The organism is Brucella gallinifaecis (genome assembly GCF_006476605.1).
Lineage (GTDB): Bacteria > Pseudomonadota > Alphaproteobacteria > Rhizobiales > Rhizobiaceae > Brucella > Brucella gallinifaecis.
This window is the reverse complement of sequence record NZ_ML636803.1, coordinates 1-13,809: the sequence shown is the minus strand read 5'-3', so window position 1 is coordinate 13,809 and position 13,809 is coordinate 1. Positions and strand designations below refer to the sequence as shown.

The following is a 13,809-nucleotide window of genomic DNA, read 5'->3' as shown; positions in this document are numbered from 1 at the left end:
CACCAGATAAATCCGCAGGCATCCATGAACGACGAAACCACGCCCCGCAAGGAAAAAACGAAAAATAATGGGCAAGAACCGTTACGCCGCGGCTGGACGACTGGTGCCTGCGCCACCGCCGCAACCAAAGCCGCGCTGACCGCTTTGATTACCGGCGAATTTCCCGACCCTGTCGGCATCATCCTGCCCAAGGGCGAAGTCCCCTATTTCCAGCTTGAATATGAAGGATTGGGTGAAGGCTATGCCATGGCCGGAATCGTCAAGGATGCGGGCGACGACCCGGACGTAACCCATGGTGCAACAATCATTTCTACCGTTTTCCCTGCCCCGCCCGGAACAGGCATAATATTTCAGGCAGGCGAAGGTGTCGGCACAGTTACACGGCCCGGACTGCAAATTCCGCCGGGCGAAGCAGCAATCAATCCCGTTCCGCGCCGAATGATGACCGAAATTTGCGAGCAAATTTGCGCCGAATATGGATTGCCTGCTGATCTGGTCATTACGATCTCGGTTCCGAGTGGCGAAGAAATTGCGCAGAAAACATGGAATCCGCGTCTTGGCATCATTGGCGGTATTTCAATATTGGGCACGACAGGCGTCGTTCATCCTTTCTCGTGTTCAGCATGGATTCATTCTATCCACCGCGGCATCGATGTAGCACGGGCTGAAGGCCAGAAACATGTTCTGGCTGCAACCGGCTCAACGTCAGAAGATGCAGCTCAAGCAATCTACGACCTGCCGGATTTTGCCATTCTCGACATGGGTGACTTTGCAGGCGGTGTTCTCAAATATCTGCGTGATCACCCAATCGAAAAACTCACTATTGCAGGCGGTTTTGCCAAACTGACAAAACTCGCACAAGGAGAGCTAGACCTCCACTCAGCACGTTCGCAGGTCGACAAAAACTTTCTCTGGACTATTGCAGAATCCGCTGGTGCACCAAATGACATTAAGGACCGGATTCTTTTTGCGAACACAGCGCTCGAAGTGCTTGAATTGACTCAAAGCCTTGGCATCGACATGGCAACCCCCATAGCGAAAAAAGCAAAAGAAACAGCTCTCGAAACTTTGCGTGGCGCACCCGTTGAAATCGAAATGATCGTGACGGATCGCAAAGGCAATATCCTTGCCCGTCTCTAGAATACTCATCCTTGGCGGTACAGCAGAAGCGTCAAAACTTGCTGCCATACTCAACACCCTGCCCGTTGAAAGCATTACCTCACTTGCGGGAAGGACAGCCAATCCTGCCCCAATCCACGGTAAGCTGCGCATTGGCGGGTTTGGCGGTGCAGAAGGCCTTGCAACCTATCTGACCAATGAAAAGATCAATCTTCTGATCGATGCAACACATCCCTATGCCACACGCATTTCGCAAAATGCCGTGCGAGCATCAAACTTCACCAATATCCCGCTACTGCGGCTGGAACGCCCGGCATGGAAAATGGAACAGGGTGATAGCTGGATTGATTTAGAAAGCGAAGCAAAGGCTGCAATAATGATTCCGGCTGGTGCGCGCGTTTTTCTCGCGCTGGGAAGACAGCATATAGCGCCCTTTGCAGAGCGCGGGGACGCGCATTTTGTGATGCGAATGATTGACCCACCGGAAATGAAACTCTCACAAAACTGCGAGATCATTCTGTCAAGGCCCGGAAATTATGAAGCGGAAAAGCACTTCCTGAGTGAGCGAAAAATCAGTCTGATCGTCAGCCGCAATTCCGGCGGCAGCATCTCCTATGCCAAGATCAAAGCAGCACGTGATCTCAAAATTCCGGTCATGATGATTAGTCGACCACCCGTTGCCGCCAAAACAATTGCCACGACAGTCGATGAAGCACTCGATTTTGCTCGTTCTCTGTTAAGATTTTAATCGTGCAACATGATTGTGCGCTTCATGATAAAGCGCTGAATCACGAAAATTCTTTGGATCAAGGCCTCGTCCAACAAAGATCATTGCAGTTCGTTTAATGCCTGAAAGCTCAATTTTCTCAGCAATATCAGACAGTTTTCCACGCAAAATCTGTTCATCAGGCCAGCCGATGCGATAAGCCACAACCACAGGGCAATCCGCACCATAAAATGGTGTCAGCTCTACTTCGATTTTCGCAATATTGCGAATGGAAAGATGGATGACCAGCGTCGCACCAGATTTGGCAAATGTAGCAAGATCTTCACCCACAGGCATTGCCGATGACTTCACAGAAGTGCGCGTGAGAATGATACTCTGATTGACTTCGGGGATCGTCAGTTCCTGTTTCATCGCAGCCGCAGCCGCCACAAAAGCCGGTACACCCGGCGTCACGTCATAAGGGATATCAAGCGTATCAAGCCTGCGCATCTGTTCAGCCATCGCACCATAAATAGACGGATCACCGGAATGAACACGTGCAATATCATGCCCTTTATCATGAGCAGAAACCATTGCAGCAATGATTTCATCAAGCGTCAAAGAGGAACTGTCAATCAATAACGCGCCTTTCGGGGCAGAGGTAACAACCTCTTTTGGCACCAGCGACCCCGCATAGATGCAGACCGGGCAAGTTTCAATTAATCGCAGGCCGCGCACCGTGATAAGATCGGCCGCACCCGGACCCGCTCCAATGAAATGAACTGTCACACTTGATCCCTCTGTTCAGACGGATCGAATGCCTCTCAGCTGGCGGAGGAGTCAATCTTTTTCAGGCAAAAGCCCTTCAATATCCTTGAAGATCGACTGCCATTCCTTCTGCGTCAGCTCAAAAAAGTTGAAGCTTCTGAGCAAAAATGCACCTTCATTGGCGATAAATGCCAGTCTTGCACGACGACCTTCAGGCGTCGAAACATCAAGACCATCCCATTGTTTGCGATACCATGCCCGGGTTTCATCCAGATAATGCGAGTTGGGAATAAGGCTTGCCATCATTGCAGCAAATCGAGAATCATCTTCTGCATCACTATCGCGTGTCATCGCGATATAGGCTGCGATATGTGAAATCGCATCCTGCCCGTTTTGCTTATGCGCCTTTACCTGATCATCGAAGCGATCATTCCATCGCTTGATCATAGCTTTCATCAATCCGTCTTTATTACCAAAGCAATATTGCACACCGCCTTTGGTGACACCGGAAGCCTGCGCCACCGCGTCCATTGTCAGCGCAACAATACCACCTTCTGCCACCAGCTTCTCAGCCATATCAAGCACATGGTCACGGTCGATTGAGCGCGGGCGGCCAGTTTTTTGCAATTTCTTACTTTCCATACAAGCGGATTTATATTATATCAGCCACCCTGACAAGTTTAAATACATTTGTATTGAAAAGGTGTAATCCAATGTTGCCGCAAAATCGCTGGCTCATTCTCGCAATTGTTTCCAGCGCGTTATTTCTGATCGTTGTTGATATGACTGTGCTTTACACAGCACTGCCGCGCCTCACCCATGATCTTGCGGCAAGTGCTTCGGAAAAGCTCTGGATCATGAACATTTATCCTCTGGTGGTGGCAGGTCTGCTGCCCGGGCTTGGCACGCTGGGCGACAAGCTCGGCCACAAGCGGATGTTCATGAGCGGTCTGGTCGTCTTTGGCATTGCTTCACTGTGTGCAGCCTATGCGCCAAACCCGGAAATATTGATTGCGGCCCGCGCGTTGCTCGCCTGTGGTGCGGCAATGATGATGCCTGCAACCCTTTCGATCATTCGCCTGACCTTTACAGATGAAAAAGAACGCTCGCTCGCCATTGGCATCTGGGCAGCAATTGCTTCAGGTGGCGCCGCTATCGGCCCTGTCGCAGGGGGCATTCTGCTTGAGTATTTCTGGTGGGGTTCGGTATTCCTGATCAATGTGCCTATCGTTCTGATAGCTCTGGCACTATCTGCCTTTGCCCTGGAAAATCGCCCACTTGGTTCAAAGCGCAAATGGGATCTCATTGGCTCGATCCAGATCATGATCGGCCTGATCGCGCTCACTTATGCTATCAAGGAACTTGCCAAACGCGATGCATCAATGTGGGTCTTCGCCGCCGCACTGCTTATTGGCCTTATCGCCACGACAATCTTCGTGCGCAGACAATTTTCAAGCAAGGAGCCGCTGATCGACTTCTCACTATTTAGCAATAAGCTGTTCTCGATGGGCGTATTTGCAGCCCTTGTTGCATCAGGTGCAATGACCGGCATGGAACTGGTTTTCAGCCAGCGTATGCAGTTAATCGAAGGCATGTCACCTTTGCAGGCCGGGCTAGTGATCCTGCCTATACCACTTGCTGCTTTTGTTGCAGGGCCACTGGCTGGCATGATGTTGCCACGGCTTGGTACTGGCAAAGTGCTCTGGGCCTCTCTGGGCATCACAGCATTTGGTGTCGTGCTGTATATCTTGACCTACAAGCTCTCGTCGCATTTCTATCTGACTGGCCTTGCAATCCTCGGCTTTGGTGTTGGCTGTGCAATGACCGGTGCATCATCATCCATAATGAGCAACGCTCCGGCTGCAAAAGCCGGCATGGCGGCATCTGTCGAGGAAGTTTCATTTGAACTGGGCAATGCGCTGGGTGTGACGATCTTTGGCAGTATCCTGTCAGCATTCTATAAGGCAAGCCTTATACTGCCTGCAGGATCAAACATTCCATCAGCCGCTCGCGACAGCCTCGATGAAGCTCTTCTGGCTGCACAATCGATGCCCGTCGCTGATGCCAATATTCTGAGCACCCTTGCATCTCAAGCATTTGAGCATGCTTACATGGCCGTAATCATTGCCACTGCTGGATTATTGCTCATTTCGACTGTTGCAGCCTATATCATACAGCGTCGCAATATATTTTAATCAAAACCGGCAACCGCCAATGCGGCGGTTGCTTCCCTCACCGCAATCTTCTCGACCAGCAGCACAGAATTGTCTCCAGCAGCGGCAAGCGCGGCAGATTCTGCAACACCATAACAACCAACCAAATCGAAAACAGCCTGTGAAGGATTCAAAAGCCTTGGCGTTTCCTGTTCAAGCCGTTTGGCATCAAAGAAGCATAATTCACAGCCATAATATTGCGCGATTGCGAACCAGACTGGATCAGCCTGCTTGGTGGCAATCGTTGCAATAACGTCTGGCCGCCCTAAGGCTGCATTGGACAATACTCTATCGGCCAGCGAAACAAGTATCTCAAGACCAGCACCCGAAGAGCAGCCCATTCCAAGAGCAATAAAGCGGCCCTCAGCCTTCACGGGAAACCGGCTGTTGTGCGTTTCGCAAATCTTCTGCCGTAACACCAAGAACATCTGCAATGCGCTTGATCATGGCTGTCTCGGATTGATCAACATGATCATCTGCCTGCGCTATGCGTAACAGATCGCGCAACAAGGATGCACGACGTTCAGGCGCCATTTCAGCCAGCATGGAAGCCGCCTGCTTCGTTGTGGTCTCATAACCAAAATCTTTCAGATATTCGGTCACTTCCGGCAATTCCTCAGCGGATATACCAAAACTTTCAGAAACGATTTGTCTAAAAGTTGCTATTTCTGCCGGATGACGATCACCATCAGCAAATACGACATGAAGCAGAAGCAACAGTTCCGAAGCAAGCGCCGGATCCTCGGCAACGCGCTGCACAGCACTCTTTTTGCTGAGAAACGCAGTAATACGTTCGAAAATGCTTTCGCTCATGGGGAACTGTCTCCTGTGATCAACCTGACTTTAATCAATAATGATGCCTGAACAAAAAAACAACGCAAGCACCTGCTCGTTCCTCACATAACTTATCTGGCACAATCAGATTGCTTGTTCTATGTTGCATCACCTTTTGCTGGACCCACCGATGCTTGAATTCTTCGATACATTAACGCTGCTCTTAACTATGGCTGCCTTCATAGCGGGCATCATCGATTCCATCGCAGGCGGAGGCGGTATGATTACCATCCCCGCTTTACTGCTGGCCGGCGTGCCGCCTGTCGAAGCACTTGGCACCAACAAACTTCAGGGACTGTTCGGCTCCTCCTCTGCCACAATCGCCTATGCACGCAAAGGTCATGTCAACATCAAGGAGCAATGGCCCGAGGCCATTGCATCGCTGGTCGGCTCAGTTCTCGGTGCACTTTTAGCAACTGTCCTGCCCGTCGACATCATGCGTGCAGCACTGCCAATTCTGCTGATCGCTATTGCCATTTATTTTGCTGTAAAGCCAAGCCTTGGTGATCTGGATCGTGCACGCCGTATGGGCCCATTCCTGTTTGGCGTCACGCTTGTGCCGCTAATCGGCTTTTACGATGGCCTTTTCGGCCCTGGCACCGGCTCATTTTTCATGCTGGCCTTTGTTGCCCTTGCAGGCTACGGCGTATTGAAAGCAACCGCCCATACCAAATTGCTGAACTGCGCATCAAATGTCGGCGGCTTTGCCACTTTCGCGCTGGTCGGCGTGATCAACTGGAAAATCGGCATCTGCATGGGAATCGCCCAGTTTATCGGTGCACAGATCGGCGCAAGCCTTGCCATGAAGATTGGCTCACGCATTATCAAGCCATTACTGATTGTGGTGAGCTTGGCTCTTGCTGTGCGTTTGCTGATGGAACCCAGCAATCCAATCCGCCAGATAATCGGCTTCTAAACTCTCAGCGCTACCAGCACGACGCCACAACCAATCAAGATAATGCCAAGCCAGTTGATTGCAGACATCCGCTCGCCAAGAAATGCTGCACCAAATAACGCAACCAACACAACCGACAATTTATCGACAGGCGCAACACGGGATGCATCACCGATCTGCAACGCCCGGAAATAGGCAAGCCATGACGCGCCGGTCGCAAGACCGGAAAGCACAAGAAACACCCAGGACTTTGCAGAAATCTCGCCGGGCTTCTGCCATTGGCCCGTCACGGTGAGAAACAGGCATAATGCCCCGATGATCACCAGCGTACGAACCAGCGTTGCAAAATCTGAATTGATCCCCTGAATACCCACTTTGGCGAATATCGCCGTCAAGGCAGCAAAAACTGCCGACATTAATGCCCAGAATTGCCAGCTCGCTACCATGATCAGAACTCAATTCCCTTTTGCGCCTTCACACCTGATCGGAACGGATGTTTGATCATTTCCATTTCAGTCACAAGATCAGCAAACTCGATCAACTCATCCTTCGCATTGCGGCCAGTGATGATGACGTGTTTCATCCTGGGCTTGACTGCCAGCACATCAATGATTTCCTGAACCGGCAGATAGTCATAGCGCAATACGATATTAAGCTCATCGCAAAGCACCATGTCGTAGCTTTCATCAAGGATCATGGCTTTGGCCTGCTCCCATGCTCCACGTGCCATGGCAATGTCACGCGCCCGATCCTGCGTTTCCCATGTAAAGCCTTCGCCAAGAGCCGAAATTGTCACCTGATCCGGGAATTTTTCCAAAACCCAGCGCTCGCCTGTATCCCATGAGCCTTTGACAAACTGTACAACACCGATTTTCATACCATGACCAAGGGCGCGAAAAACCATGCCGAAGCCTGCGCTCGACTTGCCTTTGCCCTTGCCCGTATGGACAATAACAAGGCCTTTTTCATCGGTCTTTGTGGCCTGAATCTTGTCGCGTGCCGCTTTCTTCTTGCGCATTTTATCTGCGTGACGGGCATTCAGTTCCTCTTCCGTCATTGAAAGAAGTTTTGCAGATTTCTCAGCCATTTAATGTCTCCATTTTTAACGCATGATCTTATCCGAAAAGTCTGCAACTTTTCGGAATCAAGCGCCCGGACTCAATTTCATAAGACTTTCCAGCTCAAACCGCGCGGAATTGGACCGCGGAACCCAGAAGCCACGCTCAATGGCATCATTGAGCTTTGAGGCAGTTTCAGCGAGGGCTGCCGGATTTTTATCAAGCATAAAATCATGCACTGCTTTATCGGCAATATAGGCCTGATAAACAGCCTCGAAATGATGATTGCCCACCTTGCCAGTGGTCGCTGCGAAGGCGAAAAGATAATCAACAGTTGCGGCAATCTCGACGGCACCCTTATAGCCGTGGCGCATCACGCCAGCGATCCATTTCGGATTGACTGCCCGGCCACGCACAACCCGCGCCAGTTCTTCTTCAAGCGTGCGTATCACCGGCTTTTCAGGCTTTGAGTGATCATTGTGATAGACTGTTGGCATGACACCGGTGAGATTTTCAACCGTCGCAGCCATCCCCCCTTCAAACTGATAGTAATCATCGCTGTCGAGCAGATCATGCTCGCGATTATCCTGATTTTGCACAACCGCCTGCACAGAGCGAAGCCGTTCTTCAAGCAGCCCGCGTTCTGCCTGCCCCTCTTCCCCCGCGCCATAGGCATAACCACCCCAGACAAGCCAGGCTTCCGCCAGCTCATTGCGGCCAGCCCAGTCATTTTCGTCAATCAGTGCCTGCAAACCAGCGCCATAGGCACCAGGCTTTGAGCCAAATACACGATATCCGGCACGGCGTTCAGCGGTCTTTTCATCGGCACCCGATGCGATAAGCCGTTTCTGTTCGGCTTTGATGCGGCTGGCAATGGGATTGTCTTCCACATCTTCATCAAGTGAACCGACAGCGCGCACTGCCTTGTCAAACAAGGCGATCTGTTCCGGGAAAGCATCGCGAAAGAAACCGGAAATACGCAGCGTCACATCCACGCGAGGACGCCCGAGCTTGGGCAGAGGCACAATCTCGTAGCCAGTGACACGGCGCGAAGCCATATCCCAGATCGGCTTCACACCGATCAATGCCAAAGCCTGTGCTATATCATCGCCGCCGGTGCGCATGTTGGACGTGCCCCAAGCTGTCAAGCCAAACGAAGTCGGCCACTCTCCATGATCCTGCGTATAGCGCGTGATCAGCAATTCGGCTGATTTACGACCCAGCTCCCAGGCGGCCGGTGTCGGCACAGCCCGGCTGTCAGTTGAAAAGAAATTACGACCGGTCGGCAGTACATCAGGTCGTCCCCGCGTTGGTGCACCCGATGGTCCCGGCGGCACAAACCGTCCTGAAATAGCAGATAGAAAACCTTCAATCTCCGATGCTCCGCAGGATGTCACCATGGGCCGCAAATGTTCATTAATGGATTGCAATACCGCGCTGGTCTGCGCCCATTCTTTTGGACAATCTACTATGCCTTCAACAAGTTGAGCTGCAAGCAATTCGATACGTTCAACCGTATCACCTTTGATACGCCAGCTCACAGAACTTGCTGCTTCCAGCAATGCAGGCTTTGGTCCAGCCCACGGTTCAGCCATAACACAATCGAGCGGATCAAAATCTTCACCAAGGCCTGCATCCCGGGCGATTGCCCGTTGCAAGCTTTGTTCGCCCGGCAAACCACCCAGCGCAACAGGAATGCCCCGCGGGACACGAGCAAGCGCTACAAGCAAATCGGTGAGCAAGCGCCCTTGCGGCGCGAGACCAAAAATATGCAGCCCATCGCGGATCTGCATTTCCTTGAGATCACAAAGATAGGCGTCCAGCTTTTGCAGAGCCATGTCTTCATCATCATGATCATGGATACCAGCATCTCGATCAAGACCAATATCGCGCACGAGATCCAATATCTGCGCTTTCAAACGCAGCAGGCGGCGCGGATCGACGCCCGACGCCTCATAATATTCATCGACCAGTGCTTCCAGATCCTTGAGCGGACCATAGCTTTCAGCGCGTGTGAGCGGCGGTGTCAGATGATCGATGATCACAGCCCCGGCACGACGTTTGGCCTGCGTGCCTTCACCCGGATCATTGACAATAAACGGATAGACATGCGGCATAGGCCCGAACACTGCTTCCGGGTAACAGTTTTCCGACAGTGCCAAGGCTTTACCCGGCAACCATTCCAGATTGCCATGCTTGCCCATATGCACGATGACATCAATCTTCGCCACGTCGCGCAAATAAGCATAAAACGCGATATAGCCATGCGGCGGCACCAGATCGGGCGAGTGATAGGTCTCTTTCGGATCGATATTATAGCCGCGTGCCGGCTGAATACCGGCAATGGTTTCGCCCATTTTCATCAGCGGCAGTGCAAAACCATTCCGCTCAGCATCATAGAACGGATCATTCTGCGGGCTGCCCCAGCGGGTTTCAATCTCCACCTGAATCACACTGGAAAGCTTTGCAAAGAAAGCCTTGTATTGATTGAGAGAAATGACTTCGCGAATTAAACGCCCATCACGCGCGGCATTGGTTGGCCCAGCCATCAAAAGCTGCATGAAAGCATCACTATTGGCAGGCACATCACCCACCTGATACCCCTCACCTTCCATGGCACGCAGCACCTCGACAGTTCCCGCTGGCGTATCAAGACCAACGCCATTGCCCAGCCTTCCATCGCGATTGGGATAATTGGCGAGGATAAGCGCCACGCGACGTTCTGACTGCGATTTGCGCTTGAGGCGCACCCAGTTTGCTGCCAGTTCCGCAACAAAAGCCACGCGACCGGAATCCGGCTCATGGGTGACAATATTGGCTTCAACGCCGCTATCAAATTGCTTGGCCGATTTGAACGACACCGCACGCGACAGCACACGGCCATCCACCTCCGGCAGCGCCACATTCATTGCAAGATCACGTGCCAGCAACCCCTGCTGTGATGCTTGCCAGGTCGCTTTTGGAGTGCCGGAAAAAATCACCTGCAAAACCATATTGCCGCGCTTATCCAGCACGGTCGGTTTACGCTCCGCCCCCGGCGATGAAATAGCAAAGCCGGTTGCGTTCAACACAATATCCGGCTGACAATCTTCAAACAGACCATCGACAACCGCTGCCGAAAGCCGATCCTTGAGGCTTGAAACAAAGATCGGGACAGGGTTCAGATCTTTGGCCTGTAATGCATTGATGAGTGCTTCCACCGGCTGTGTCTGCCCGCTCTGCACCAGCGCCCGATAAAAGATAATTGCGGCAGCAGGCGCATCAGCATTCTTCCATTGCTGGCGGATCAGATCAAGCGAAGGTGCAGCCATGTCCGGCCACCATAATCCTGCCTTCAGAAGCGGTGCCGCCTCTTCCGGCTTTTCGCTTTCATCAATCAAAGCGCGACAATAATCGAGAAAGCGCAACGTATTGGCAGCCCCCCCCTCGATCAGATATTGCCAGAGCGCATCCCGCTCCTGCGCTGACACGTTTGAAAACCTTGTCAATCCGTAATCAGGCTTGTCATCGCCCGGCAGCACGGCAATTTTAATGCCACGCGAAACCGCACAGGCATGAAGCGCTTCAAGCCCATAAGGCCAATAGGTCTCACCACCAATAATCCGCACAATAATAAGCTTCGCATATTGTGCTGTACGCTCGACATAAGCATCAACCGACATGGGATGTGTGAGGCTTAAGAAATTGGCGAGCCGGAGACTTGGCCCTTCCTTCACAAACCTGTAGGCCTGTGAAAGACTGGCCAGCTCCGTATCGGCAGCGGAAAGGAACAATATATCACCCGGCGTCTGGCCAAGGTCGACAGCCTCATCGCCGTCGCTTATCGTTCCTTTCTGGGCAAGTAAAAGATGCATCAGAGCATAATCCCGAAAAGTGGGAACCGGTTTTCGGAACAGATTATGCTCAGAAAAGCGATGCGAGTGCGATGTTTAGTCACTTCACAATCGTTCCTCACGAAGCAACAGCATCTTTCACGGCTTTGGTGATTGCCTGCTTATCGATTTCATGCAGACCAATGACGACAAGACGCGTATTGCGCAGCTCGCTTTTGCCCCATGGTCGATCGAAATAATGCTCAATACGCGGCCCGACGGCCTGCACAACCAGACGCATGGGCTTGCCCGGTACATAGAAAAAGCCTTTGAGACGCAGAATATCATGTTGCGCTATTATGCTTTTCAACTTTTCGCTAAATGCTTTGGGATCAGCAACCGAACCCGCTTCAACGACAAAGCTTTCAAACTCGTCATGATCATGCTCATGGCCATCGGCGTGATGAATTTCATGATGCGATTTACGATTGGCAATATCGTCTTCCGTCCCCACGCCAAGCCCCAGCAAAACATCGGCACCAAGCTTGCCAAAACTTGCCGGTACCATGTTGACGCGACGCGTTGAGCGCTCAGCCACATCGGCCTTGACGCTATCAAGTTTGGAGGGATCAACGAGATCGGCCTTGTTCAGAACAATAAGGTCGGCTGCATGAATCTGATCCTCAAAAAGTTCCTCTAACGGGCTTTCGTGATCAAGAGAAGAGTCGGCTGCACGCTGCGCATCCACCTTGTCGTGGTCATCAGCAAAACGACCTTCGGCAACGGCGCTCGCATCGATAACCGTCACCACGCCATCGACTGTCACCTGTGTCTTGATTTCAGGCCAGTTGAAAGCAGCCACCAGCGGCTGTGGCAATGCCAGACCCGAGGTTTCGATCACAATATGATCAGGACGATCCGCGCGGTCGAGAAGTTTGGTCATGGTCGGAATGAAATCATCAGCAACGGTGCAGCAGATACAACCATTGTTAAGCTCGATCACATCCTCCTCCCGGCAGCTTTCAATGCCGCAGCCTTTCAGAATCCCGCCATCGACGCCCAGATCGCCAAACTCATTAATGATGAGCGCAATACGCTTGCCATTGGCATTTTCCAGCAGATTGCGGATCATCGTTGTCTTGCCGGAACCTAAGAATCCGGTAATCACGGTTGCTGGAATCTTTTGTCCACGCATCGAATTATCCCTTCACTTTGAGTGGCAGACCAGCCACCAACAAATAAACTTCATCCGCCACTGATGCCATGGCCTGATGCAAGAAACCGGCGGAATCGCGAAACTCTCGCGCCATCCGGTTTTCCGGCACAATCCCCATGCCAACTTCGTTTGACACGAAAACAACTGGTCCTGAAAGCGTCGGCAATGCCTTGATCAGGGCTTCAGTCTCAGCAGCGATATTTTGCTCTGCCATCATCAGATTGGTGATCCAGAGCGTCAGGCAATCAACCAGCACAAAACTGTCATGCCGCGCGTGTTTTGCGAGCGCTCCCACAAGATTGAGCGGCTCTTCTATCGTCTTCCATTCATTTCCGCGGCGATCGCGGTGAATAGAGATACGGCTTTCCATTTCCTGATCAAATGCGCGTCCAGTCGCGAGGTAAACCGGCTGAAGAGCAGAGTTTTCAACCAGTTTCTCTGCATAAGATGATTTACCAGAACGGGCTCCGCCAAGAACCAGCGTGATGTTTGCATTTTTAGTTCCGGGCAGAGCCATATCTTTCAACCTTCAACTTCAGACTTTGCATAAGCCTGAATGAACCAGCCAAGCGCAAGCCCGATAACGGCCCACATGAACAGGTTTGTTGCAAGTGATGCGACAGCATATTGCGAAGCAAGCAGTGAAGGTATCGGCGATGCAATATCTTCAGGATGCGGTGCGCCATAAAGATGCGGTGCAATAATCAGCACAAGCCCAAGAATTTTAGAAACGATCTCGCCACGTAAAACCAGCAGATAAATACCCGCGCCGCTTAACACGACAGTCGAAATCCACCATAGCTGACGTTGAGCAAGATCAGCGGCAGGCATTGCAGGCAGTTCCGGCGAAAGCCCTAGAGCTGGCAGAAAAGCGGCTGCAAAGAAACCGGCTACCCCCCAGAAAAGACCGTTCTGCGGCGTAATACGTCGTCCAACAAGCAGCGCAACCCCACCCAGAAGCAGTGCAAAACCGGCACCGGCCACGAGATTGGCAAGCAATGTATTGCCAAAACGACCAAATGGCAGCTCAGCGCCATCCTCTTCTTCACCCTCATTGGCAGAATCTTGCCCATGATCATGTGGGGCAACCGTCTCTGCTTCACCATGACTATGAATAGCCCCGAGTTTATTAGACACTCTTCGTCTTCATTTTGTGGTTCTGTTCAAAGTGTACTGGTGACAGCATAC

General features: G+C 51.8%; 14 protein-coding genes. 4 read left to right on the top strand and 10 right to left on the bottom strand.

Annotated elements, in window-relative coordinates; translation table 11 throughout:
• Positions 1 to 24 precede the first annotated feature (24 nt).
• Positions 25 to 1,140, top strand: coding sequence for a cobalt-precorrin-5B (C(1))-methyltransferase (locus tag FHY56_RS06605; protein WP_140904400.1), 1,116 nt, complete (start codon positions 25 to 27; stop codon positions 1,138 to 1,140).
• Positions 1,127 to 1,867, top strand: coding sequence for a cobalt-precorrin-6A reductase (locus tag FHY56_RS06600; RefSeq protein WP_140904399.1), 741 nt, complete (start codon positions 1,127 to 1,129; stop codon positions 1,865 to 1,867). The genes FHY56_RS06605 and FHY56_RS06600 overlap by 14 nt, the downstream gene beginning before the upstream one ends.
• Here FHY56_RS06600 and cobM read toward each other — a convergent pair.
• Together cobM and FHY56_RS06590 are read right to left on the bottom strand one after the other, a co-directional pair.
• Positions 1,856 to 2,614, bottom strand: a complete 759-nt coding sequence (gene cobM, locus FHY56_RS06595; RefSeq protein WP_140904398.1) for a precorrin-4 C(11)-methyltransferase — start codon at positions 2,612 to 2,614, stop codon at positions 1,856 to 1,858. The genes FHY56_RS06600 and cobM overlap by 12 nt on opposite strands.
• A gap of 51 nt (positions 2,615 to 2,665) precedes the next feature.
• Positions 2,666 to 3,220: a TetR/AcrR family transcriptional regulator gene (locus FHY56_RS06590; RefSeq protein ID WP_235889442.1), complete on the bottom strand. Its 555-nt coding sequence runs from the start codon at positions 3,218 to 3,220 to the stop codon at positions 2,666 to 2,668.
• An 86-nt stretch (positions 3,221 to 3,306) separates the two neighbouring features.
• Here FHY56_RS06590 and FHY56_RS06585 point away from each other — a divergent pair, with 86 nt between their 5' ends.
• Entirely contained in the window at positions 3,307 to 4,788 is a 1,482-nt protein-coding gene (locus FHY56_RS06585) for an MFS transporter (protein WP_140904396.1), read from the top strand.
• On the opposite strand, the gene FHY56_RS06580 is transcribed toward FHY56_RS06585, so the two are convergent.
• Together FHY56_RS06580 and FHY56_RS06575 are read right to left on the bottom strand one after the other, a co-directional pair.
• Positions 4,785 to 5,147, bottom strand: a complete 363-nt coding sequence (locus FHY56_RS06580) for a cobalamin biosynthesis protein (RefSeq protein WP_140904704.1) — start codon at positions 5,145 to 5,147, stop codon at positions 4,785 to 4,787. The two genes, FHY56_RS06585 and FHY56_RS06580, sit on opposite strands and share 4 nt — an antisense overlap.
• Before the next feature lie 22 nt (positions 5,148 to 5,169).
• On the bottom strand, positions 5,170 to 5,619 hold the full coding sequence (locus FHY56_RS06575) for a tellurite resistance TerB family protein (RefSeq protein ID WP_140904395.1): 450 nt from the start codon (positions 5,617 to 5,619) through the stop codon (positions 5,170 to 5,172).
• A 151-nt stretch (positions 5,620 to 5,770) separates the two neighbouring features.
• On the opposite strand from FHY56_RS06575, the gene FHY56_RS06570 reads away from it, so the two are divergent.
• Positions 5,771 to 6,556, top strand: a complete 786-nt coding sequence (locus FHY56_RS06570; RefSeq protein ID WP_140904394.1) for a TSUP family transporter — start codon at positions 5,771 to 5,773, stop codon at positions 6,554 to 6,556.
• Here the strand turns inward: FHY56_RS06570 and FHY56_RS06565 are convergent.
• From FHY56_RS06565 to FHY56_RS06540, 6 genes are all read right to left on the bottom strand, one after another.
• A complete protein-coding gene (locus FHY56_RS06565; RefSeq protein ID WP_140904393.1) occupies positions 6,553 to 6,981 on the bottom strand; it encodes an EamA family transporter in 429 nt (142 codons plus the stop codon). The genes FHY56_RS06570 and FHY56_RS06565 overlap by 4 nt on opposite strands.
• 2 nt (positions 6,982 to 6,983) lie before the next feature.
• Positions 6,984 to 7,622, bottom strand: a complete 639-nt coding sequence (cobO, locus tag FHY56_RS06560; protein WP_140904392.1) for a cob(I)yrinic acid a,c-diamide adenosyltransferase — start codon at positions 7,620 to 7,622, stop codon at positions 6,984 to 6,986.
• Positions 7,623 to 7,679: 57 nt separating this feature from the next.
• A complete protein-coding gene (gene cobN / locus FHY56_RS06555; RefSeq protein ID WP_140904391.1) occupies positions 7,680 to 11,447 on the bottom strand; it encodes a cobaltochelatase subunit CobN in 3,768 nt (1,255 codons plus the stop codon).
• A gap of 97 nt (positions 11,448 to 11,544) precedes the next feature.
• Positions 11,545 to 12,600 carry a cobalamin biosynthesis protein CobW gene (gene cobW / locus FHY56_RS06550; RefSeq protein ID WP_140904390.1) on the bottom strand — a complete coding sequence of 352 codons (1,056 nt, stop codon included), beginning with the start codon at positions 12,598 to 12,600 and terminating at the stop codon, positions 11,545 to 11,547.
• A 4-nt stretch (positions 12,601 to 12,604) separates the two neighbouring features.
• Positions 12,605 to 13,138 carry a bifunctional adenosylcobinamide kinase/adenosylcobinamide-phosphate guanylyltransferase gene (gene cobU / locus FHY56_RS06545; protein ID WP_140904389.1) on the bottom strand — a complete coding sequence of 178 codons (534 nt, stop codon included), beginning with the start codon at positions 13,136 to 13,138 and terminating at the stop codon, positions 12,605 to 12,607.
• 5 nt (positions 13,139 to 13,143) lie between these two features.
• Entirely contained in the window at positions 13,144 to 13,758 is a 615-nt protein-coding gene (locus FHY56_RS06540) for a CbtA family protein (RefSeq protein ID WP_140904388.1), read from the bottom strand.
• Positions 13,759 to 13,809: the final 51 nt, after the last annotated feature.